Source organism: Streptomyces sp. NPDC001194 (assembly GCF_042896985.1).
Taxonomy (GTDB): domain Bacteria; phylum Actinomycetota; class Actinomycetes; order Streptomycetales; family Streptomycetaceae; genus Streptomyces.
In genome coordinates, this window is the sequence record NZ_JBIAXU010000005.1 from 299,559 (window position 1) to 322,443 (window position 22,885).

A 22,885-nucleotide genomic window follows, 5' to 3' on the forward strand; every position below is an offset into this window, starting at 1 on the left:
GGGAAAATCTGCACATGGCCCAGCGCCCCGGTGCGCCGACCGCGCCCGAGCTCGTCCTGGAAACCGACGCCGGCACCACCGCGATGGTCCCGGGACGGACGTACCACGTCGGCCGCGACCCCCTGTGCGAGATCTGCCTCGACGACGCCCGGGTCTCCTGGCACCACGCGATCCTGCGCCCCGACGGAGACCACTGGACCGTGGAGGACGAGGACAGCACCAACGGCACCTGGGCCGACGGCCACCGCATCCACGCGTGGAGCGTCGGCGCGGGCAGCGAGCTGCGCTTCGGCGCCGCCACCGACGGCCCGCGCGCCCTGCTGCTCGGCCCGACGCCGACGCCGACGCCGACCCCGGCCCCGACCCCTGCCGCGACGCCGGCCGCGCCCGTCGCCCCGGCCGCGCCCGCTGCATCCGGCGCCCCGATCGACCCCGTCGGCGGACCCGTCGGCGCCCGGCCGTCCTCGGTGTCGTACCCGGCCCTGACCGGCACCTTCCGCCGTCCCACCACCGTGCGCCCGCTGCCCGCCCGTACCGCCGTGCGCATCGGCCGCGCCCCCGCCAACGACCTCGTCATCGACGACCTCATCGTGTCCCGCCGCCACGCCGAACTGCGCGCCCTCGCCGACGGCACGTACGAGATCGCCGACCTCGGCAGCCACAACGGCACCTTCCTCAACGGCACCCGCACCGAACGCGCCCCCGTCGCCGAAGGGGACATCATCGGCATCGGCCACACCGCCCTGTGCCTCGTCGGCGACCAGCTCCAGGAGTACGTCGACACCGGCGAGGTCTCCCTCGACGTCCAGGACCTCGCGGTCTCCGTCGACCACGGCCGCAAGACCCTGCTCGACCACGTCTCCTTCCCCGTCGGCGCCAAATGCCTGCTCGCCGTCGTCGGCCCGAGCGGAGCCGGCAAGTCCACCCTCCTCGGCGCCCTCACCGGACTGCGCCCCGCCGACCACGGGACGGTCCTCTACGACGGCCGCGACCTCTACCGCGACTACGCCGAACTGCGCAGCCGCATCGGGCTCGTCCCCCAGGACGACATCCTGCACGCCCAGCTCACCGTCCGCCGCGCCCTCACCTACGCCGCCGAACTGCGCTTCCCGCAGGACACCGCGCGCGCCGAACGCCAGGCCCGCGTCGACGAGGTGATCGGCGAACTCGGCCTCGGGCAACGTGCCGACCAGCCCATCCACAGCCTCTCCGGCGGCCAGCGCAAACGCGTCTCCGTCGCCCTCGAACTGCTGACCAAGCCCTCCCTGCTCTTCCTGGACGAGCCCACCTCCGGCCTCGACCCCGGCATGGACCGGTCGGTCATGCACATGCTGCGCGGCCTCGCCGACGACGGCCGCACCGTCATCGTCGTCACCCACAGCGTGCTCAGCCTCGACGTCTGCGACCGGCTGCTGGTCCTCGCCCCGGGCGGACGCATCGCGTACTTCGGGCCGCCCGAGGAGACCCTCGGCTTCTTCGGCTTCGAGCAGTGGCCCGAGGCGTTCGAAGCGTTCGAGAACGAGCGCGGCCGGGACTGGGCGGGGGAATACCGCAGCTCCCCGCAGCACGGCACGTACGTACGCAACGCCGCGCGGCAGCCCCGGACGGAGGGGGACCGGTCCGCGGCGGCCGCGTTCGCCACCCCACCGCCCAAGGCCCAGAGCTGGGGCTCCCAGCTCTCCACCCTGATGCGCCGCTACGCCGCCGCCCTCAGCGCGGACCGCACCTTCCTCGCCATCATGATCGCGCTGCCGTTCGTCATGGGCGCCATGACCCGGGCCCTCGCCGGCAGCACCCTCACCGCGGAGACGGCGATCAACGCCCTGCTCATCCTGTGTGTCGGCGGCGTGCTGACCGGCGCCGCCAACGCCGTACGCGAGCTGGTCAAGGAACGCGTCATCTACCAGCGGGAACGGGCCGTCGGCCTGTCCAGATCCGCCTACCTGATGTCGAAGGTGCTGGTGCTCGGCGCCGTCACCGTCGCCCAGGCCGTCGTGCTGACGCTGGTCGGCCTGTACGGGGTGGACACCAACGCCCCCGGAGGCGAGGGCGTCTTCATGCCGCCCCTGATCGAGATCACCCTCGCCGTGGCCCTGCTGTCCTTCACCGCGATGATGCTCGGCCTGCTGGTCTCCGCCCTGGTCCGGAAGGAGGAGGTCACCATGCCGCTGCTGGTCCTCCTCGCCATCGTCCAGGTGGTCTTCTGCGGGGCCCTGCTCCAGCTCGACGGCGTGCCGGTGATCGGACAGCTGGCCTGGCTGGTGCCCTCCCGGTGGGCGCTCGGCGCCATGGCCGCGACCATCGACCTCGGCGCGATCGTGCCCGGGAAGATCACGGACGACCCGCTCTTCGCGCACAGCCCCGGGGTGTGGCTGCTGGACATGGGGATGCTCGTCGCCCTGTCCGTCCTGTTCGGGGTGCTGGTCCTGCGGCTGCTGCGCCGCCACGAGCCCGCGATCATGCGGAAGTAGCCGCCGATGACCAGCGCGGCCGGACCCGCCGACTTCCACCCCACCCACGTGGTCCCCCGGGAGGGGCTGCCCGCGTGGGAGGGGCCGGACCTCTCCCGGCCCACCGCGGCCCTGGACCCCTTCCTGCCCGTACAGCTGCTGTCGCGGCGCGGGGAGTGGGGGGAGATCCTGTGCGCCAACGGCTGGTCCGCCTGGGTGGACGGGCGGCTCCTGGTCCCCGTACCCGAGCCGCCCCCGCCGACCGGCGGCCGGGCGCCGGAGCGCGCCGAGGACCCGCTGCCGCTGCTCGCGCAGGCGGCCGAGGCCCTCGAGCGCTACCGGCAGGCCGCCGCCGAACTCGCCTCGGGGCGCACCGGCACCGAGGCGTTCCGTCGGGCGACCCGGGGGCTGCGGGCGGGCATCGTGGTGGACGGGGAGTCCGTCTGGCTGTACGAGGAGGCCGGCGGGCGCTGGATGTACGGGGACGCCACCGGCCTCGTGACGTACGCGGTCGGCGAGGCGCCCGGGGCCCCGGCCGATCCTCAGCCGTCGGAGCCCCAAGGGTCCCAAGGGTCCCAAGGGTCCCAGGGGCCCCAAGGGCCGTCGGCGTCGGTGTCGTCGGCGGGTGAGGAGCGCGGGGACGAAGCCGACGTACGGCCGGACCCGGCGCGGGCCGCCGCGGCCGGGCGGGACGCCGGGCACGAGCCCACGCGGATCGTGACCCCGCCCGAGGGCGGAGGGCGGTGATGGCCGCCGAGCCGCTGGGCGGGCGCCCCAGCGACCTCCGCGGGAAGCGGATCGCCGGGTACCTGGTGGAGAGCGAGATCGGCCGGGGCGGGATGGCGGTCGTCTACCTCGCCCGCGACCTGCGGCTGGACCGACCGGTCGCGCTGAAGCTGCTGGCCCCCGAACTCGCCCGCAACGACGTCTTCCGGCAGCGCTTCGCCCACGAGTCCAAGGTCGCCGCGGCCATCGACCACCCGCACATCGTGCCGGTCTTCGAGGCGGGCGAGACGGACGGGCTGCTGTACATCGCGATGAGGTACGTCCCCGGACAGGACCTGCGCGCCCTGCTGGACCGCACCGGGCCGCTGCCGGTGGAGACCGCGGCCCGGATCGCGGGCCAGGTGGCCTCGGCGCTGGACGCGGCCCACGCCCACGACCTGGTCCACCGGGACGTGAAACCGGGGAACATCCTGGTCGCGGAGGGGACGGACGGCGAGCACCCGGAGCACGTGTACCTGACGGACTTCGGGCTGACGAAGAAGTCCCTGTCGCTGACCGGGTTCACGAGCGTCGGGCAGTTCGTCGGCACCCTGGACTACGTGGCGCCCGAGCAGATCTCCGGCAAGCCCGTCGACGCCCGCTGCGACGTCTACAGCCTGGGCTGCGTCGTGTACGAGACGCTGACCGGGAGCCCGCCGTTCCGGCGGGACGACGACATGGCGCTGCTCTGGGCCCACCAGTTCGATCCGCCGCCCGCGGTGAGCTCACGGCGGCCCGGTCTGCCGGCGGCGGTCGACGAGGTGCTGGCGAAGGCCCTGGCCAAAGCGCCGGACGACCGGTGGAGCAGCTGCCTGGAGTTCACGGGGGCGCTGCGCCGGGCAGGAGCGGAGCCGGATCCGCCGCCCGGCACGCCGCCCCCGCCGCGCTGGGCGCTGCCGGCGTTCGGGGGCGAAGCCACGGGGTGACGGCCGGCGGCCGTACGGTCACCTGCCGGCGGCCGCGGGCGGCTCCTCGACGAGACCGCGGCGGTGGACCCGGCGGGCCGCCAGCGCACCGAGGAAGCCCGCGAGGGCACCCCACAGCAGGGCCAGGCCCACGTTGCGCCACAGCAGCGGGCGCAGCTCCACGGCGCCGCCGAGCCCGCCGACGTCGCCGATGCCCAGCAGCGACAGCCCGAACCGGGCCTGGACACCGGCCAGCAGGCACACCATCAAGGTGGCGAGGGCGAGGGCCACGCCCAGATGGAGCGCGTGCTGCCGGGCGCGGACCCCGGCCGGGGAGCGTACGGCGGCCAGGAAGCCCGTAGCGAGCAGCAGGACGGCGGCGACGACCACCAGCCACCAGGCCCGGGAGTCCCGCTCGGCGAGCGAGGCCACGTCGACCCGGGACAGGTCGGTCCCGCGCAGCACCTCGTCCAGCAGCTGCGGCATCGGCAGCCCGAGCGGCCCCTCCACCTTGCCCTCCCAGGCTCCGCCGAAGCCCAGGGTGAGCCCGAGCCAGACCAGGTTCGGCAGGCCGAGCAGGATCACGGCGAAGGTCCGGTCCGCGTGGCCCTGGGTGGCCGCCACCACCAGACCGACGACGACGCCGAGCACCACGTACGCGAGGAGCAGGGCCACGGTGGCGAAGGCGGCGGGGCGCACCGCCGCGTGGAAGCGGACCAGCCGGGGCGGGAGCGGCGCCCGGCGCGAGACCAGCAGGGCGATCAGCAGCAGGCCCAGGATCCACAGCAGCCCGAAGCCGAGGGTCGCGGGCAGGGCGGCCCGGAAGCCGACCTTCGGGGAGGCGTCGAGGACCTCGGCGAGGTCGGCCACCGGGGAGTCGCCGGTGGCGATCCCGAAGGTCTGGCGGGCGAGGAGCGAGGCGCCGGTGAGGGCGAGCAGCCACAACAGGACCAACGGGCCGGCCCGGGTCAGGAGTTCCCCCGGCCGGGCCACGGCCCGGTTGTGCAGGGGACGCAGGAAGAGGGACCCGGCCGCCAGGGCCCCGGCGAGACTGACCGAGAGCGGGAGTACGGCCAGGCTCGCGTCGGCCTCGGCCAGGAAGCCCGCCCCGCCCGTCACCTCCACCGATCCGCCGGCCGCCATCACGACGACCGCCGCGACCACCCGGGGGAACGCGCCGTCCGGCAGACCGGTGGCGCCCGCGCAGGCCAGACCGGCCGCGGCGACGGCGGCCATCAGCGCGAAACCCGCCACGACGGCGACCAGGGCGTCCCGCCAGGCGCGCGCCGAGATCCCGGATGCCGCACCCGGCGATGCCGCACCCGGTGCTGCCGGACGCGGTGATGACGGACTGCTCGCACTCACGCCGCAACCGTAGGCACGCTCGGCTTGCGGCCACCACCGGGACGACGCACACAATGGTCCGCAGGGACCGGAACTCCGCCGCCTGGAAGAAGAGCCCGTGACCACGCAACCTTCCGGCCCCGGCCAGGAGCCGCAGCGGCCCACGCAGTCCTCTCAGCAGCCCGCGGGCCGCCCCACCGGTCCTCCGTCCGGCCCCCTCTCGGGCGGCCGGCAGGGACCGCCGCCGACTCCGCCGCCGCCCGCTCCGCCGTCCGGGGGCCCGCCGCCGGGGCCGCCGGGGCCGGCCGCCAAGGGGCCCTGGTGGCGTTCGGTACCGAAGCTGGCCACCGCACTCGTGGCGGTGGCCGCCGCCGTGGTCCTGGCCGTGGTGCTGACCCGGCCGAGCGGTTCCCCCGCCGCCCGGGGCGAGGTGTTCCTCCAGCCCGCCGCGGCCACCGGACCCGCCCCCTTCACCGAGTCCACCGTCACGCGGGAGGCCGTACCGCCGCCGCAGAGCCCGGCGCCGTCGGCGCGCAGCGCCACGCCCGGCACCGGCACCACCGCCACGCCCAGCATCAGCGGTTCGGCGCCCGGCCTGTACGGCGGCACCCGGTCCGCGGCCAGCTGCGACGTCGAGAAGCAGATCGGTGCGCTGTCCGCCGAGCCCGCCAAGAACGGGGCCTTCGCCTCGGCGCTCGGCATCCGGCCGGAGTCCGTACCCGGATACCTGCGCGCCCTGACCCCGGTGCAGCTGCGCACGGACACCCGGGTCACCAACCACGGCTACCGCGACGGGAAGGCCACCCCCTACCAGGCGGTGCTCCAGGCCGGGACGGCGGTGCTGATCGACGACCGGGGGGTGCCGCGGGTGCGGTGCGCGTGCGGCAACCCGCTCGGTGCCCCCGTGCCGCTGCCGGCCGACCCGAAGCGGCACGGGCAGCCGTGGAGCTCGTACCAGCCGTCGAAGGTGGTGGTCATCGCGCCGTCGCAGACGGTCGTCCACAAGTTCGTGATCTACGACCAGCACGACCGGGGCTGGTTCGAGCGGGGCCGGGGCGACCACCGGGGGACGCACGACAAGCCCGTGCCGCCGCCGGTGCTCCCGCCCGCGCCGGTCACGCCTTCGCACCCCGCCCCCGCGACCTCGGCGCAGCCCCCGAGCCCGCCGCCGCCCTCGCGCTCCCCGGCCGAAACGGCGTCCGTGTCCCCGCCCCCGCCGTCCTCCGCGCCGCCGTCCTCCGCGCCCCCGTCCCGGCCCGCGTCCGAGCCCGCGTCCAAACCGGCTTCCGAGCCCGCGTCCAAACCGGCGTCCGGGCCCGCGTCGGAGCCGGCGTCCGAGCCCCCGCCGGGGAAGCCGGCGGACTCCGCCACACCGTCCGCTCAGGGGCCCGGCTGACGGGCGGGCGGCTTGTACGGGCACGCGTACGGGAACGGTGAGACCCTGGCTGCATGGCCGAAAGGGGAGCGAGCCCCGAGTTCGACTGGCCCGCACAGCCGGACATGAGCCTCGCGCTCAACCGCATGGGCACCTTCGACTGGGACCTCGACAGTGGGCAGATGCATCTGGATCCCACCGCCCTCGAGGTCCTCGACCTGCGCCCGGAGGAGTTCACCGGCACCCCCGAGGGGCTGCGGGCACGGGTGCCGCCGGGCGAGGAGGTCCGGCTCGACGCCCGGGTCGCCCAGGCGCTCAAGGACGGCCGCAGCCACTACGGGGCGTACGTACGCACCCGTCTGCGCGACGGAACCCCCGTCTGGACCCACATCCAGGGCCACATCCTGCGCGAGGTGAACGGCCGGCCGTACCGGATCATCGGGATCCTGCGCGACGCCGCCCACGATCCCGGCGAGCCCGGCGCCGGCGGCCAGCAGGACGAGGGACGCCGCCGGATGACCGGTGTCGTCGAGCGGACCAGCGCGATCCTGGCCCACGCCCGCACCGTCAACGACGTGACCGACGTCCTCAAGGACCCCGAGGCCCTCGGCCACCTCGGCGCGGTCAGCGTGATGCTCGGCATCGTCGACGGCGGCCGGATCCACCTCGTCGCGGAGGGGCAGCTCGGCAGTTACGTCCCGGAGATCGAGTACACCCGCATCGACGCGCGGCTGCCGATGAGCGAGGCCGTACGCAACCTCCAGCCGGTCTTCATCGCCTCGCGCGAGGAGTTCCAGCGGAGCTACCCGCAGCTCTGGCCGTACATCGAGCCGCTGTCCGTGCGCAGCGGCGTCTACCTGCCGCTGATCGCGCAGGGCCGGGCCGTAGGCGCACTCGGGCTGCTGTACACGCGGGACGGGGACTTCACCGCCGAGGAGCGCAACCTGCTCGTCGCACTCGGCAGCGGCATCGCGCAGAGCCTCCAGCGGGCCATCCTCTTCGAGCAGGAGCACGACCTGGCGGAGGGGCTGCAGCGGGCGATGCTGCCGCGCCGCATCCCGGAGGTGCCGGGCGCGCGGATCGCCGTACGGTACCGGGCCGCCCGGATGGGGCGGGACATCGGCGGGGACTGGTACGACGTGGTCCCGCTCGGCGAGGGCCGCGTCGGGGTGATGATCGGCGACGTGGAGGGGCACGACACGGATGCCGCGGCCGTGATGGGCCAGCTGCGGATCGTCCTGCGGGCGTACGTGGCCGAGGGGCACACGCCCGGCACCGCCATGGCGCGGGCCTCGGCCTTCCTGCGGGAGCTGGAGACGGACCGGTTCGCCACCTGTACGTACGCCGAGGTGGACCTGAGCACCGGCATGCTCCAGCTGGTCCGCGCCGGCCACCTCGACCCGGTCGTGCGGCGCGGCGACGGAAGCTGCCACCGCATCCCTGTGGCGGGCGGACTCCCGCTCGGGCTGCCGCCCCGCGACGGGTCGGGCACCGGCTCCGGCTATCCCGTGACCAGCCTCGAACTGCACCCCGGCGACACCTTGGTGCTGTGCACGGACGGTCTGCTCGAACGGCCGGACGGCGCCCCCGAGGCGGGGATGCAGGAGCTCATGGAGGCGGTCCACGGCGGGCCGGCGGACGTGGAGGAGCTCGCCGACGTCCTGTGCGACCTCGTCGGTGACGCGGGTGTCGGCGACGACATGGCCCTGCTCCTGCTGCGCCGCCGCGGCACCCCCGCCGCGCGCGGCGGCGGGCCGCTGCGCCTGCCGCTCCATCCCGGAGACCCCGACGGCCCGGCCATGGCCCGCCACCTGATCCGCGCGGCGGTGTCCGCGTGGGGAGCCGAGGAACGGGCCGACGAGATCGAACTGGCGGCGGACGAGCTGATGACCAACGCCCTCGTGCACACCGACGGCGGCGGCCACGTCAACGTACGGCTGACCTCGGAGGGGCGGATCCGGATCGAGGTCGAGGACACCAGCAGCGCCCTGCCGCGCCGGCGCGAGGCGGGCGACTGGGCGGTGTCGGGGCGCGGCCTGATGCTGGTGGACCGGCTGGCACAGGAGTGGGGCGTGGAGCCCCGGGGCGGCGGGAAGAGCGTGTGGTGCGAGTTCGCCGTCCCGGGGCACGCGGCCGCGTGAGCCGCGCGGGCGCCGCCGGACGGCGGGTCAGACCGCCGCGTACGGGCCCTGTTCCGCCTTCGTGGTCTGCATGGCCGTCAGCTTGCGGACGAAGACGATGGCGAGGACGGCCGCGGCGACCGTGAGGAGGTCCGCGACGGTCCCCACCGTCGACGCCTCGCGCAGCGCCTCGGGGGTCGCGGCCCGCTGGTACTTGGCGCTGTACACCAGGGAGGACAGCAGCGAGAGGACCCACGCGGTCCACCAGGCGTTGAGGGGCCGGGCCGAGAACGCGCGGAAGGAGCCGTCGGGCGCCAACTGCGTGCTGGCGGTCCAGATCTGCTTGGCGGTCCGGAACGGCAGGAAGAAGTTGCCGATCGGGACGAACCAGCCACCGATGGCCCAGCCGCGCTTCTGCGAGAAGGCATCGGGGCGCATGATCTCGCCGTTCACCCGGACCCGGTGGAACCAGACGATGAAGACGACCGTCGTCGCCAGCATGATCAGGCGCTGGAGGGAGCCGGCGACCGAGGTCAGCACGTCCGCCCGCTCGAGCGTGCCCTGGCCGACGTCCGCCGGGTCGGCGATCACGCTCTTCATGAGGGAGAAGACGTATCCGCCGACGGCTGCCGAGAACAGGTTCACCGCGGCGGCGACCCCCAGCAGCGCGGTGACCGCGACCGCCAGGCCGCGCGGGGAGCGCAGCACGTCCGCGGGGGGCCACGGGGCGGCGTACGGCATGCCGGGGTACGGGCCGGCGGGGTGGCCGGACAGGGGCTGTCCCGCGTACGGCTGTCCGGCGTACGGCTGTCCCGCGTACGGCTGTCCGGCGTACGGCGGGGCCGGGTAGGGCTGCGGGCCGGGGTGGGGCTGGGCCGGGTACGCCGGCGCCGGGTACGGCTGCGGCGGTGTCGGCCCGTCCTCCGGCGCAGGGGCCGCGGTCGCGGCTGCGGTCGCGACCAAGGCGTCGGCCTCGGCCGCGGGCTGCGGCGCCGTCGGGGCCTCGGCCGGAGCCGGGGACGGGGCCGGAGCCGGGGACGGGGCCTGAGCCGGAGGTGGAGTCGGTGGGCCCTGCGGCTCGTTGACGGACATGCGGTGCGTACCCCCCACGGGAACATGATGCAGAGATGCGTTTGCCCGCCGACCTGCGGCGGGCACGCTCGAACCTTGCCAGCCGGGCATGCGGCCGCCAAATCCTTATCCGGGGTCCGGATGCCGGGCGAATGGCTGAAACCGCGGGGCACGGACGGCAGTGCCCGCCGGGGGCGGTCCGAGTGGCCGATCCTGCCGGGGTGCTGAGCCCGCGTCCGCTGCTGCCCGTCCTGCTCGCCGCCCTCCTCGTCACCCCCGCCGCCGCCCCCGCGCGGGCCGTCGGCCCGGGGTCCGAGGGGATCGAGACCGCCCGTACCGGCCGGGAGATCGCCCCCGGGATCCGGCTGGAATCGTACGACCGGCTGGAGGCCGACCGCTGGCTGCGGATCGACGAACTCCTCGTCGACCTCGGCGGGAGCGGCGGGGTGCGCGCCGAGTACCTGGGCGGCCGCGGCCCGGCCACCCTCGCCGAGTCCGCCGCCCGCCATCCCGCCGGGCCCGGACGGCGCGTGGTCGCCGCGGTCAACGGCGACTTCTTCGACATCCGGGGTACGGGCGCACCGCTCGGCCCCGGTCTGGGCGGCGGCCGGCTGCTGCACTCCGCGGGCCCCGGGCCCGGCGCGGCGCCGGCCGTCGGCTTCGGCGCCGACGGCAGCGGCCGGGTGCTGCGCCTCGGCCTCGACGGGAGCGTCACCCTGCCGGGCGGTGCGGTGCGCCCGCTGGCCGGCTACAACGCGGCCCGGCCCGCCGCCGAGGGCCTCTCCGCGTACACCGCCGACTGGCCGGGGACGCAGCTGCCCGCGCTGGGTACCGCCGTCGCGGTCCGGGACGGCCGGGTCACGGCCGCTGCCCCGCCCGCCCGGGGCCCGGTCCGCCGGGAGCGCCCCGGCCCCGGCACCGTCCTGCTGGCCGCTCCCGCCGGAGGCGCCGTCGCCGCCGAACTCGCGGCTCTGCGGCCCGGGGACGCCGTCGCCGTATCCGCCCGGGCCGTCCCGGGTGCGGGCCCCGTCCCGGTGGCGGCCGTCGGCGGGCGCGAGGCCCTCGTCGTGGCCGGCGTGCCGCAGAACCACGACGGCGAACCGAACGACACCGCCGCCCCCCGCACGGCCGTCGGCTTCTCGCGGGACGGGCGGCGGCTGCGGATCCTCGCCGTCGACGGCCGCCAGCGGGACAGCGGCGGTCTCACGCTGACCGCGCTGGGCGCGCTGATGCACCGGCTCGGCGCCTACGAGGCCCTGAACCTCGACGGCGGCGGCTCCACGACCCTGCTCGCCGGGCAGAGCGGGGCGAGCGCCCTGGTCCTGGAGAACTCCCCGTCGGACGGACGGCTCCGGCCCGTGCCGAACGGGCTGGTCCTCACGGCCCCGAGGGGCTCCGGCCGGACCGCCGGATACCGGGTCGAAGCCGTCGGCGGCGCCGCCGAGGACTTCACCCGGGTGTTCCCCGGGCTCACCCGGACCCTCTCGGCCACCGGATACGACGCGCTGCTGGGCCCGGCCCCGGGCGCACCGGTGTGGTTCGCCGAGGGAGCCGGCCGAGTCGACGCCACCGGGGTGTTCCACGCCGTGCGCCCCGGTCGTGCGACGGCGCACGCCCGGCGCGCGACGGCGCACGGCGAGCTCCCGCTCACGGTGCTCGGCCCGCTGACCCGGATCCGGCCCAGCCAGGCCCGGATCGGGCTCGCGGAGCGGGGGGAGAGCGCGGGGTTCCGGCTGACCGGGTACGACGCGCAGGGCGCGGCCGCCGTCGTGGAACCCCGTGACGTGGCCCTGGAGTTCGACCGGTCGCAGTGGAGCGTCACCGAGGACGGCCGAGGGGGCTTCACCGTCACGGCCCTCGTCCGACAGGCCACGGGCCGGCTGCGGGCCACGGTCCGGCCGGCCGGCGCGGCGCCTGCGCCGGGTGGCGCCGGTGCTCCCCGTGCCCCCAGGGCCTCCGGCGCGCCCGCCGCGTCCGGAGAGGCAGGCACGGCCGCCGCACCCGGGACCGGCCGAGCGGCCGCAGCCTCCCGCGCGTCCACCGACATCGCCCTCGGCGTCGGGTTGGTGACGCTGCCCGTGACCGATCTGGCCGACGCCGGGGACTGGACCGGAGCGGGGGTCTCCGTGGCCGAGGGGCATGCGGGCGCCGGGCTCACCCTGGAGCTGCCCGCGGCCGGAGCGCAGGGGAGCGCCGCAGCGCCCCGGCCCCTGCCCGTGCCGGAGCTGGCCCGGGCGCTCACGCTCTGGGTCGGCGGCGACGGCTCCGGGGCCCGGGCCGCCGTGGAACTGGCCGACGCCGACGGGGCCGCCGTCAAGCTGACCGGGCCCGCCGCGGACTGGACCGGCTGGCGGGAGGTCACTCTCGCGCTCCCGGCCACCGCGCGGCCGCCGCTCGCCGTGACCCGGCTCTCGGCGGCCGGGGGGACCCGCCCCGGGCGGCTCGCGCTCGACACCCTCGGCGCCCGGACCCCGCCGACCGGACCCGCCGCCGTGCCCGTGGTCCGGGATCCGGTGGTGGCCACCGAGGCCCGGGTCCGGGCGCGGCCCTGGAGGTTCGCCCTCGGGGCCGGCGCCCCCGGTGCCGACTTCGTGCTGACCGGCACCGACCGGCCGGAGTTCGTACACCGCGGCGTGCGGTTCCTGCCGCTCGACACCGCCGCGCCCACCGTGCGCGGAGGCGGCCTGTCCCGGATGCGCGCCCTGCGCGAGGCTCTGGCGGCCGCCGCCCGTGAGCCGGGCACGGGCGCGCTGGCCGTCGTACGCGAGTACGCACCCGCCACCGTGGACCGCAAGGAAGAGGCCCTGACGGGGCGCCTGCTCGCCGAGTTCCGCCGCACCACCGGCAAACGGGCCGCCACCTTGACCCTCGGCGCCCCGCAGTTCGCGGCGGACCGCTCCGAGGGCGTCCTGTCCATCACCACCCCGCGTACCGGCCGCACCCTGGTCGGCGCCGACGCCTTCGCCAGGGGCGACTGGCTGGCCGTCCGCCACACGCCCTAGGGGTGTCCGCAAACTAGCGCCGTCCGCCCGAAGGGCGGTCCCGCGGGCAGGCGGGACTTCGCGGACGCCCCTAGAGCTCCACGAGCGTCACCTCGGTCGCCTTCACGCTGGTCCACACGTGCGAGCCGTCGACCAGGCCGAGTTCGGACGCCGCCTCCGGGGTGATCTCCGCCACCAGGTCGGGGGCCTCGGACGAGCCGATCAGTACGCGCAGCCGGCTGCCGACCGCGGTGATCTCCCGTACGGAGCCCTGCCAGACGTTGCGCGGGCTGCCCGCCGGGCGGTCGCGGTGCACCGACACCGCCTCCGGGCCGATGATCGCCAACGCCCGGGACCCCTCGGGCAGCGGCTCCGCCACCACCAGCCGGCCCCCGGCCGCGAGGACGAGGCCGTCGGCCGACGCGGTGCCGGGCCAGGCGTTGCGGCCGAGCATCCGGGCGACCCAGGGGGAGCGGGGATGGCGGGTGACCTCGGCGGGCGGGGCGTCCTGGAGGGCCCGCCCCTCGGCGAGGACGAGGACCCGGTCGGCGAGCGAAACCGCCTCGACCGGGTCGTGCGTGACGATCAGGCAGACTCCGCCGAAGCCGGCCAGGTGCGTGCGCAGGGTGTGTCGGACGCGGGCCCGCGTGGTCTGGTCGAGGGCGGCGAGCGGTTCGTCGAGGAGCAGCAGCCGGGGCCGGGCGGCCAGCGCGCGGGCCAAGGCGACGCGCTGGGCCTGGCCGCCGGACAGTTGCGCGGGCTTGCGGGCGGCGAGGTGGCCGACACCGAGCCGGTCCAGCCACAGCTGCGCCTCGCGGCGGGCCCCGGCCCGCGGCACCCGGCGGGCCCGCAGTCCGTAGGCGGTGTTGGCCAGCGCGCTCAGGTGCGGGAACAGCGCGCCGTCCTGCGGGACCCAGGCCACCTGACGCCGGTGCGGGGGGAGCGCGGTGACCTCGGTGTCGCCGAGGCGGAGCTCGGCGTGGGCGCGCGGGGTGAGGCCGAGGAGGGCGCGCAGCAGGGTGGTCTTGCCGGCGCCGTTCTCGCCGACGACGGCGATGGTGGTGCCGGGATCGGCTTCCAGGGTGAGTTCGTTGAAGCCGGTGACGGTGGCGTGCAGCGGCCAGTGGCCGCCCTCGGCGGGATCGGCGGCCACGTCCGCCGCCACCGGGGCCTCCGGCATCCGCTCGGTCTCGGGAGCCGCGGCCGGCGCCTCGTCCGGCGTCCCCGCGGCCTCGGCGGGCTTGGCGGCGACCGGGGTCCCCGTCCAGCGGCCGCGCAGGGCGATCAGTACGGCCATGGCGATCACGAGCAGCAGCAGCGAGACGGAGGTGGCGGCTTCCGGCTCGTCCTGGAGCAGCAGGTACACCTGGAGCGGCAGGGTCTGGGTGGTGCCGGGCAGGTTGCCCGCGAAGGTGATGGTCGCGCCGAACTCGCCGAGCGCGCGCGCCCAGGTGAGGGCGGCGCCCGCGATCAGGCCGGGCGCCACCATCGGCAGGGTCACGGTGAAGAACACCCGGACCGGCGAGGCGCCGAGGGAGGCGGCGGTCTCCTCGTAGCTCTGCTTGAGGCCGCCCAGCGCGCCCTCCAGGCTGATGACGAGGAAGGGCATGGCGACGAAGGTGGCCGCCACGACGGCCCCCGACGTGTGGAAGGGCAGCGTGATCCCGAACGTGCCCTCCAGCCATGGCCCGAGGAGTCCGCGCCGGCCGAAGCCCAGCAGCAGCGCCACACCGCCGACGGTCGGCGGCAGCACCATCGGGAGCAGCACCAGCGAGCGGACGAACGCCTTCCCCTTGAACGGGACCCGGGCCAGCAGCCAGGCCAGCGGCACGCCCAGGAGCAGGGAGAGGCCGAGCGCCCAGAGGGAGACGAAGAGCGAGAGGCGCAGCGCCTCGACCACGCCCGGGCTGGTCAGGTGGGTGCCCAGCTCGCTCCACTCGGTGCGGCTGAGGATGCCGACGAGGGGCAGCAGCAGGAACGCGACGGCGAGCAGCGCGGGGAGCGCCAGGGTCAGAGGGGGCCGGGTGCGGGTGCGGTGTCTGCTCATGTGGGTTCCTGGCTGCAGCGTACGGGGGGACGGGGAGTTCGGGAGTGGCGGAGGCCGACGGGTACGTGCGGCTCCGGCGGGGGACACGCCGAAAGGGACCGCCTGTCCCCCCGGACCAGGCAGTCCCTCTCGATCCTTGCGGCTACGGCGCCGGTTACGCCTTCTGGAAGCCCGCGTCCTGGAGGATCTTCTGGGCCTCGGGGGTGCTCAGCCAGGCCACGAACGCGGCGGCCGCCTCGGCGTTCTTGGAGGACTTGAGGGTGGCCGCCGGGTAGGAGGCCACGGCGTTCTCGGCGTCCGGGATGTCCACGACGGAGACCTTGTCACCGGACTTGATGGTGTCGGTCTTGTAGACGAGGCCGGCATCGGCCTCGCCGAGCTCGACCTTGCTCAGCACGGCGCGCACGTTGGCCTCCTGCGAGACCGGCTTCACCTCGATCTTCTGGGCGTCGAGGATCTGCTTGCTGTAGCGGCCGACCGGGACCTCGGGCGCCGCGAGCACGACCTTGATCTTGCTGTCGGCCAGGTCCTTCAGCTCGTCGACCTTGAACGGGTTGCCCTTGCCGGCCGCGATGACCAGGCGGTTCTTGGCGATGATCGCCGGGTCGTTGGTCTCGGCCTTCAGGCCGTCCATGGTCTTGGTGTCGGCGGTGACCAGTGCGTCGGCCGGGGCGCCCTGCTTCACCTGGGCGGCGAGCTCCTGCGAGCCGGCGAAGGAGAAGGTGACCTTCGTGCCGGGGTGCGCCTTCTCGTACGCGGCACCGGCGGTCTTGAAGACGTCGGTGAGGGAGGACGCGGCGAGGACGGTGAGGTTCGCGGCCTTGGGCTCGGCGGAGGCGCTCGCCGAGGGCGAGGCCGCGGCGCCCGTGTCCTTGGTGTCCTTCGAGTCGCTGCTGCCGCAGGCGGCCAGTGCGGGCACGAGGAGGGCGGCGGTCAGCGCGGCGGCGAAGGTGCTGCGGCGGGTCAGGATCGGGGACATGAGCTGGTGCTCCTCGGTCGGGTCGGCGGCCGGCCGGGTGCCGGTTCCGCGCGGTGGTGACCCGCGCCGGTGACGGGCGGAGCGGGTGAGAACGTGCGCTGATGCTGGAGGGCTGGAGGGTCAGGTGCGGTCGATGTGCACGCTGGTGGACTTCACGCGGGCGGTGGCCTGCATGCCGACCTCCAGTCCGAGTTCCTCGACGGCCTCACGGGTGAGCAGGGAGACCAGGCGGTGGGGACCTGCCTGGATCTCGACCTGGGCGGCCACGTCTCCGAGCTTGACGGCGGTGACGATGCCGGGGAAGGCGTTGCGGGCCGAGGTGTACGGCTCTTCGTCCTCGGTGTGGGCGCCCTGGCCCACCGCCACGGAGAAGGCGGCCAGGTCGCGGCCGTCGATCAGTCGCCGGCCGGCGTCGTCGCGGTGGGTCGCGACACGGCCGGCGTCGGCCCAGCGGCGGGCGGTGTCAGGGCTGACGCCCAGCAGACGCGCCGCCTGTCCGATGGTGTAGGACTGCATGAGCGACAAGGTAGGGGCACGTGTCCCGCATTTGCAATTCCCTTGGGCTGATACACATGGCAGATGCCATGCCTCTTGGTGATTCCGCCAATATGCGTTCCGCCCGGGCCGGGCCGGCTGGCTAAGGTTTCGGCATGGCTGATGAAGCAACGGGAACGGGTGCGGGAACGGCGGGCACCGCGGGATCCGCTCGGGTGGACGCCTGGATCTGGTCGGTGCGTCTGACGAAGACCCGCTCGGTCGCGGCGACCGCCTGCCGGGCGGGCCACGTGAAGGTCAACGGGGAGCGCGCGAAGCCGGCCCAGGTGGTTCGGGCGGGGGACGAGGTACGGCTGTTCCACGCGGGGCGTGAGCGCATCGTGGTGGTCAAGAGGCCGGTGACGAAGCGGGTGGGCGCCCCGGTGGCCGCGGAATGCTTCGTCGACAACAGCCCGCCGGCGCCGACGCGCATCGAGGCCGAGGTGGTGGGCGTCCGCGACCGCGGCACCGGCCGACCCACGAAGCGGGACCGCCGCGAAATCGAATCCCTCCGGGGCGGCGGCCGCAGCCGCTGACGGGGCGGGGCGGGCCCGCAGGGTCGGCGAAGCCGCTGCGGCGACGGCGGCTGCCGTCGGTCCGGCCCGCGGGCCGGACCGCGGGCCGGCCTGCACCCGCCCCGCCGGTCAGACCTTGCGGTACGCGTAGGCCTCCTCGGCCGCCGCCGCCACCGCCTCCAGGGGGGCGCCCGCCGAGGCCGCCACCACCGCGGCCACCGCTCCCTCCAGGAACGGGGCGTCCAGCAGCCGGGAGTCCGGCGGGAGTTCGTCCTCCAGCAGCAGGGCCTTCACCGTCAGCACCGAGCTGCCCAGGTCCGCCAGGAGCGCCACCCCCGCGCCCCCGTCCACCTCTTCCGCGGCAGCCGCGATGCGGTCGGCGTCGGTGCCCAGGCCCCCGTCCGCGGTGCCGCCCGCCGCGGCCACCGGGACGACCGGGCCGCCCGCCGCCAGGCCCCGCGCCAGGGCCGCCACGGATTCCGCGACCACCGCGCTGTGCGACACCAGGACGATGCCGACCATCGGACCGCTCATGCGCCGTCCTCCGTGTCCGCCACGTCCGCGAGGGCACCCAGCACCAGGGCCGCAGAGGTCGCCCCCGGGTCCTGGTGGCCGATGCTGCGCTCGCCGAGGTAGCTCGCCCGCCCCTTGCGGGCCTGCATCGGCACCGTCGCCCTCGCCCCGTTCTCCGCCGCGTCGGCCGCGGCCCGGTACGAGGTGCCGAGCGCGGCCACCCCCGCCACCAGCGCGTCCAGCATCGTCTTGTCGCCCGGCGCGGCTCCGCCGAGCTGCGCCACCGCGCCCACCCCCGCGTACAGGGCCTTGCGCAACGCCTCGTCCGAGACCTCGGCGGCCTCCCCGAGCTCCTTGCCCGTCCGCCTCAGCAGCGTCCCGTACAGGGGGCCCGACGCTCCGCCGACCGTCGAGATCAGCGTCCGCCCCGCCAGTACCAGCACCGCCCCCGGGCTCTCGGGCGGCTCCGCCTCCAGGGCCGCCCGTACCGCCGTGAAACCGCGCAGCAGATTGCTCCCGTGGTCGGCGTCCCCGATGGGGGAGTCGAGCTCGGTCAGCCGGTCCGCCTCGCGCTCCACCGCGGCCGCGGCGGCCGTCATCCAGCGCAGGAAGAATTCCGCGTCACGCAACCGAGTCTCCTCACCGTGTCCGTCCACCTTCTCAGCAGCCCCACCGCAGCGCCGCCGTGCGGACCGGCGCGTCCCACAGCCGCAGCAGCTCCTCGTCCGCGCGGCACAGCGTCACCGAACACCCCGCCATGTCCAGGGACGTGACGTAGTTCCCGACCAGAGCCCGCGCCACCGTCACGCCGCGCTCCGCCAGCACCCGCGCCACCTGCGCGTGGAACCCGTACAGCTCCAGCAGCGGCGTCGCCCCCATCCCGTTGACCAGCGCCAGCACCGGCCCGTCGGCCGGCGCCACCTCCCCGAGCTCCTCCAGTACGGCGCCCACGGCCACCTCCGCGATCTCCCGGGCCGGCATCATCGCCCGCCGCTCGCGGCCCGGCTCGCCGTGGATGCCGATGCCCAACTCCAGCTCCCCGTCGGGCAGGTCGAAGGTCGGGCTGCCCTTCGCCGGTGTCGTGCAGGCGCTGAGCGCCACCCCGAAACTCCGCGAGGCCGCGTTGACCCGCCGGGCGAGCTCCGCGACCCGGTCCAGCGGGGCGCCCTCCTCGGCGGCCGCACCGGCGATCTTCTCGACGAACAGCGTGGCCCCGGTGCCGCGCCGCCCCGCCGTGTACAGGCTGTCGGTGACGGCCACGTCGTCGTTGACCAGCACGCTCTCCACGCGCAGGCCGTCCTCCTGGGCGAGTTCGGCGGCCATCTCGAAGTTCAGCACGTCCCCGGTGTAGTTCTTGACGACGAACAGCACGCCCTGCCCCGAGTCCACGGCCGCCGCCGCCCGCAGCACCTGGTCGGGCACCGGGGAGGTGAACACCTCCCCGGGGCACGCGGCCGACAGCATCCCGTGCCCCACGAACCCTGCGTGCAGCGGCTCGTGCCCCGAACCGCCGCCGGACACCAGACCCACCCGGCCCCCGGCCCGAGCGTCGCGCCGTACGACGACCCGGCGCTCCACGTCGACGTCCAGCTCGGGATGGGCGGCGGCCATCCCGCGCAGCGCATCGGCGACGACGGTCTCGGGGCTGTTGATCAGCATCCGCATGGGTGTCTCCTGATCGGGTCGGCCGGTGAGCCCGGGGGGCGGTGGGCCCGATGGTGACGGTAGGGCAGCCGGTGGCCCGGGACCAGGGCGCCGCGGCGGAGCCGACGGCTGCGGGTTCAGCGCTGGATGGCGTCGAGCGCATCGTTCAGGGTGGTCGCGGCCATGATGAGCGACAGGTGGGTGAAGGCCTGCGGGAAGTTGCCGAGTTGCTCGCCGCTGGGGCCGATCTCCTCGGCGAACAGGCCGACGTGGTTGGCGTACGTGTGCATCTTCTCGAAGGTGTAGCGGGCCTGCGGCAGCCGTCCCGCACGGGCGAGGGCGTCCACGTAGAGGAACGTACAGAGGCTGAACGTTCCCTCCGAGCCGCGGAGCCCGTCGGGGGAGGCCGCGGGGTCGTAGCGGTAGACGAGGCTGTCGGACACCAGGACCCGGTCCATGGCGTCGAGGGTGGACAGCCAGGTCGGGCTCCTCGGTGCGAGGAAGCCGACCCGGGGGACCAGCAGCAGCGAGGCGTCGAGGACGTGGCTGCCGTAGTGCTGGACCAGGGAACGCTCCGTGTCGCTCCAGCCGCGCTCCATGACCTGTTCGAGGACCTCGTCGCGGGCCTTGGTCCACAGGGCCGTGTCGGCCGGGCGGCTGAACTCGGTGGCGAGCTTGATCCCGCGGTCGAAGGCGGCCCAGCACATCACGCGGCTGTAGGTGAAGTCCTGGCGGCCTCCCCGGGTCTCCCAGATGCCCTCGTCGGGCCGGTCCCAGGAGTCGGCGAGCCAGTCCAGGGCCCGCGACAGGGCCTTCCATCCCCGGTAGTCGGCCTGTACGACGATCTCCCGGGCCTCGGACAGGGCGTACAGGGCCTCGCCGTAGATGTCGAGCTGCAGCTGGTCCATGGCCGCGTTCCCGGCCCGTACGGGATACGAGCCGCGGTAGCCCTCGAAGTGCTCGAGGACCTCCTCGGTCAGGTTGGGGTCACCGTCGACCCGGTACATGATCTGGAGGGGTTCACCGTCGCGGCCCTCGTGGGCGCGCAGCCGGTCGCCCAGCCAGTGGGTGAAGGCGGTCGCCTCCTCCACGAAGCCGAGGTCGAGCAGGGCCCGTACCGACAGGGAGCCGTCCCGCACCCAGGTGTAGCGGTAGTCCCAGTTGCGCTCGCCGCCGACCTGCTCGGGAAGACCCATGGTGGCGGCGGCGACCGGCGCGCCGGTCGGAGCGTACGTGAGCAGCTTGAGCGTGATGGCCGAGCGGTACACCATCTCCGCCCAGCGGCCGTGGTAGCGCGACCTGCGCACCCACTTCTGCCAGTAGTCGACCTGTTCCCACAGCTCGTCGGTGATCGTGTCGCGATCCGGCGGCGGCGGCGCCGCGCTGCCCTCCCCGCCGGTGGTGAACACCGCCGCCTCCGCCTGGCCCGCGGTGAGCGTGATCGAGGCCCGGACGTCCTCGCCGTCCCGCTCGAGCGGAAAGGTGGCCTGCAGGAACGCGGTCGCCCCGGGAGCCCGGAAGGTCGCCGTGCGCTCCGCCAGGTCGAGTCGGTGGGGTGCCCGCGCGTAGTCGAAGCGGGGGCGGCATTCGAGGGAGAAGCGGACCGTGCCGCGCACCGCGCGGATCACGCGCACCAGGGTGTGGCGGTCGGTGGCGGTGCGGCCCTGGAGGACCGGCATGTAGTCGACGGTCTCGCCGACCCCGTCCGGGGACATGAACCGGGTCACCACGATCGCGGTGTCCGGGTAGTAGAGCTGCCTCCACGTCCCCTCGTCGTGCTCCGGCGCGAGCAGGAAGTATCCGCCCTTGTCGTGGTCCAGCAGCGCCGCGAAGATGCTGGGCGAGTCGAATCGCGGAGCCGCGAACCAGTTGACCACTCCCCTGGACGACACCAGAGCCGCGGTCTGCAGGTCCCCCACGAGTCCGTGGTCGGCGATGGGCGGGTAACGGTCCATGGTTCTCCTCCTCGGGACGGCTCGGCGGTGGTCCGCCCGGGTCCGGGTCAATGCAGTCGCTGCGCGAGGTGGTCCCCGACGCGCAGGGCGTTGGCGATGGCCGTCAGCGAGGGATTGACCGCGCCGATGCTCGGGAAGAAGCTCGTGTCGACCACGTAGAGGTTGTCGAGGTCGTGGGCCTTGCAGTTGACGTCGAGAGCGGAGCTCTGCGGGTCGCGGCCGAAGCGGACGGTGCCGGCCTGATGGGCCGTGGCACCGATCGGCATGCCCTTGTGCAGGTAGATGCTGTGCGGCAGCAGATGGTGCTCGTGCATGCCCAAGTGGCCGAGCATGCCCTGCAGTTTGTGCCGCAGCCGCTTCAGTCCGGCGATGTTGTTCTTCTCGTCGAGGGCGAGGTGGATCCGGCCGTCCCCGTCGAGGGTGACGCGGTTGTCCGGGTCCGGCAGGTCCTCACCGCACAGCCAGAAGTCGACCGCGTGGTGGGCGAGCACCTCGAACGGCATGTCCGGGGTGACGGCGCCGGCCCAGCGGGGCGCCTCGCCGTGGATCTGCTCGGAGTCGGACTTGCCGAGCATCTGGATGCCGCCGAGCGGGTAGTCCCAGTCGTCGCTGCCCAGGTACCAGTCGTGCAGGGCCAGCGTCTTCTGGAACCTGGTGTCGTTCGGCTCCTTGGACACCGCCATCAGGGCCAGGTTGTTGTGCCGCATGTAGTGCCGACCGACCGTGTCGGAGCTGTTGGCCAGGCCCCGGGGGTGCCGGTCGTCGGCCGAACGCAGCAACAGAACGGCGGAGTTGACGGCCCCGCAGGCCACCACGACGATGCCGGCGGCGAACCGGACGGTCGAGCCGTCGCCCAGCTCCGCGACGACCGAGGTGACGCTCCGCCCGGTGGCGTCCGTCTCGAGCCGGCGCACGTCGGCGTGGGTGATCAGTTCGACGTTGGCGTGTTCCAGAGCCGGGTCCACGCAGATGACCTGGGCGTCCGACTTCGCTCCGACCAGGCAGGGGAAGCCGTCGACGCGGTCGCAGCGGATGCAGGCGCTGCCGTGCACCGCCCGCCCCTGGTCGTCCTGGAGGAGGTTCACCCCGATCGGAAGGTGGAAGGGGTGCAGCCCCTGCTTCTCCAGATCGTCGCTCAACTGCTGGATGCGCGGCTCGTGCAGCACGGGCGGATGGGCGTACTGGGCACTGGCCGGCCCCTCGGTGGGGTCCTCACCGTGCCGTCCGTGGACGAGGTAGAGGTGTTCGGCCTGCGTGTAGTACGGCTCCAGGTCGCCGTAGTCCAGCGGCCACGCGGGGGAGACGCCGTCGTGGTGGCGGATCTCGCCGAAGTCCTCGGGGCGCATGCGGAAGAGCGCGGCGCCGTAGAACTTGGTGTTCCCGCCGACGTAGTAGTTCACCTCGGGAGGGAAGCGCTCGCCGTGTTTGTCGTACCAGAACTCCGGTGCGCGGTACTTCCCTTTGACGAAGACCTCGGTCGAGTCCCAGTTGGCCCGCTCGCGCGGCAGGTAGCCGCCGCGTTCGAGGAGCAGGATGCGCTTGCCGGTGGGCGCCAGGCGGTGGGCGAGCGTTCCGCCGCCGGCACCCGTGCCGATGATGATGACGTCGTACTCCCGCGCCTCGGTCATGCAGGCCACCTCCCCGGAGCACGATCTGCTCCTGTCGGGTGAGTTGGGGTCCGTATCGC

Annotated in this window: 17 protein-coding genes; 7 read left to right on the forward strand and 10 right to left on the reverse strand. The window is 74.8% G+C overall.

Annotation, left to right across the window (positions count from 1 at the left end; translation table 11 throughout):
* Positions 1–14: 14 nt before the first annotated feature.
* From ACFY1T_RS15130 to ACFY1T_RS15140, 3 genes are read left to right on the forward strand one after another with little or no spacing between them, the layout of a single operon-like run.
* Positions 15–2,471, forward strand: coding sequence for an FHA domain-containing protein (locus tag ACFY1T_RS15130; protein WP_390788504.1), 2,457 nt, complete (start codon positions 15–17; stop codon positions 2,469–2,471).
* A gap of 6 nt (positions 2,472–2,477) precedes the next feature.
* Positions 2,478–3,197 (forward strand): hypothetical protein, encoded by a 720-nt coding sequence (locus ACFY1T_RS15135; protein ID WP_390788505.1) that lies wholly within the window; start codon positions 2,478–2,480, stop codon positions 3,195–3,197.
* Positions 3,197–4,141 carry a serine/threonine-protein kinase gene (locus ACFY1T_RS15140; protein ID WP_390788506.1) on the forward strand — a complete coding sequence of 315 codons (945 nt, stop codon included), beginning with the start codon at positions 3,197–3,199 and terminating at the stop codon, positions 4,139–4,141. Before ACFY1T_RS15135 ends, ACFY1T_RS15140 begins: the two co-directional genes overlap by 1 nt.
* An 18-nt stretch (positions 4,142–4,159) precedes the next feature.
* Here ACFY1T_RS15140 and ACFY1T_RS15145 read toward each other — a convergent pair whose 3' ends face one another.
* The gene (locus tag ACFY1T_RS15145; protein WP_390788507.1) at positions 4,160–5,485 is read right to left on the reverse strand and encodes a streptophobe family protein; all 1,326 of its coding nucleotides are present in this window, start codon (positions 5,483–5,485) and stop codon (positions 4,160–4,162) included.
* A 97-nt stretch (positions 5,486–5,582) separates the two neighbouring features.
* Here ACFY1T_RS15145 and ACFY1T_RS15150 point away from each other — a divergent pair, with 97 nt between their 5' ends.
* Both ACFY1T_RS15150 and ACFY1T_RS15155 read left to right on the forward strand, forming a co-directional pair.
* Entirely contained in the window at positions 5,583–6,860 is a 1,278-nt protein-coding gene (locus ACFY1T_RS15150; protein ID WP_390788508.1) for a DUF6777 domain-containing protein, read from the forward strand.
* A gap of 53 nt (positions 6,861–6,913) precedes the next feature.
* Positions 6,914–8,980, forward strand: coding sequence for a SpoIIE family protein phosphatase (locus tag ACFY1T_RS15155; protein ID WP_390788509.1), 2,067 nt, complete (start codon positions 6,914–6,916; stop codon positions 8,978–8,980).
* Between the two features lie 27 nt (positions 8,981–9,007).
* Here the strand turns inward: ACFY1T_RS15155 and ACFY1T_RS15160 are convergent, their stop codons facing one another.
* Positions 9,008–10,069, reverse strand: coding sequence for a DUF4328 domain-containing protein (locus ACFY1T_RS15160; protein WP_390788510.1), 1,062 nt, complete (start codon positions 10,067–10,069; stop codon positions 9,008–9,010).
* Positions 10,070–10,251: 182 nt separating this feature from the next.
* On the opposite strand from ACFY1T_RS15160, the gene ACFY1T_RS15165 reads away from it, so the two are divergent.
* Positions 10,252–13,032, forward strand: coding sequence for a phosphodiester glycosidase family protein (locus ACFY1T_RS15165; protein WP_390788511.1), 2,781 nt, complete (start codon positions 10,252–10,254; stop codon positions 13,030–13,032).
* A gap of 70 nt (positions 13,033–13,102) precedes the next feature.
* Here the strand turns inward: ACFY1T_RS15165 and ACFY1T_RS15170 are convergent, their stop codons facing one another.
* The 3 genes from ACFY1T_RS15170 to ACFY1T_RS15180 form a co-directional block, all read right to left on the reverse strand.
* Positions 13,103–15,058, reverse strand: a complete 1,956-nt coding sequence (locus ACFY1T_RS15170; RefSeq protein ID WP_390788512.1) for an ABC transporter permease — start codon at positions 15,056–15,058, stop codon at positions 13,103–13,105.
* A 154-nt stretch (positions 15,059–15,212) separates the two neighbouring features.
* Positions 15,213–16,037, reverse strand: a complete 825-nt coding sequence (gene modA, locus ACFY1T_RS15175; protein WP_390788513.1) for a molybdate ABC transporter substrate-binding protein — start codon at positions 16,035–16,037, stop codon at positions 15,213–15,215.
* Positions 16,038–16,157: 120 nt separating this feature from the next.
* Positions 16,158–16,553 (reverse strand): molybdopterin-binding protein, encoded by a 396-nt coding sequence (locus tag ACFY1T_RS15180; protein WP_030157692.1) that lies wholly within the window; start codon positions 16,551–16,553, stop codon positions 16,158–16,160.
* Positions 16,554–16,687: 134 nt separating this feature from the next.
* Here ACFY1T_RS15180 and ACFY1T_RS15185 point away from each other — a divergent pair, with 134 nt between their 5' ends.
* A complete protein-coding gene (locus ACFY1T_RS15185; RefSeq protein ID WP_390788514.1) occupies positions 16,688–17,107 on the forward strand; it encodes an RNA-binding S4 domain-containing protein in 420 nt (139 codons plus the stop codon).
* A gap of 108 nt (positions 17,108–17,215) precedes the next feature.
* On the opposite strand, the gene ACFY1T_RS15190 is transcribed toward ACFY1T_RS15185, so the two are convergent.
* The 5 genes from ACFY1T_RS15190 to ACFY1T_RS15210 form a co-directional block, all read right to left on the reverse strand.
* Positions 17,216–17,620 carry a PTS fructose transporter subunit IIA gene (locus tag ACFY1T_RS15190; protein ID WP_390788515.1) on the reverse strand — a complete coding sequence of 135 codons (405 nt, stop codon included), beginning with the start codon at positions 17,618–17,620 and terminating at the stop codon, positions 17,216–17,218.
* Positions 17,617–18,228, reverse strand: coding sequence for a dihydroxyacetone kinase subunit DhaL (gene dhaL, locus ACFY1T_RS15195; protein WP_390788516.1), 612 nt, complete (start codon positions 18,226–18,228; stop codon positions 17,617–17,619). The genes ACFY1T_RS15190 and dhaL overlap by 4 nt, the downstream gene beginning before the upstream one ends.
* A 31-nt stretch (positions 18,229–18,259) precedes the next feature.
* The gene (dhaK, locus tag ACFY1T_RS15200) at positions 18,260–19,264 is read right to left on the reverse strand and encodes a dihydroxyacetone kinase subunit DhaK (protein WP_390788517.1); all 1,005 of its coding nucleotides are present in this window, start codon (positions 19,262–19,264) and stop codon (positions 18,260–18,262) included.
* Between the two features lie 116 nt (positions 19,265–19,380).
* Positions 19,381–21,198, reverse strand: coding sequence for a glycoside hydrolase family 15 protein (locus ACFY1T_RS15205; protein ID WP_390788518.1), 1,818 nt, complete (start codon positions 21,196–21,198; stop codon positions 19,381–19,383).
* Positions 21,199–21,245: 47 nt separating this feature from the next.
* Positions 21,246–22,826: a GMC oxidoreductase gene (locus ACFY1T_RS15210; protein WP_390788519.1), complete on the reverse strand. Its 1,581-nt coding sequence runs from the start codon at positions 22,824–22,826 to the stop codon at positions 21,246–21,248.
* Positions 22,827–22,885: the final 59 nt, after the last annotated feature.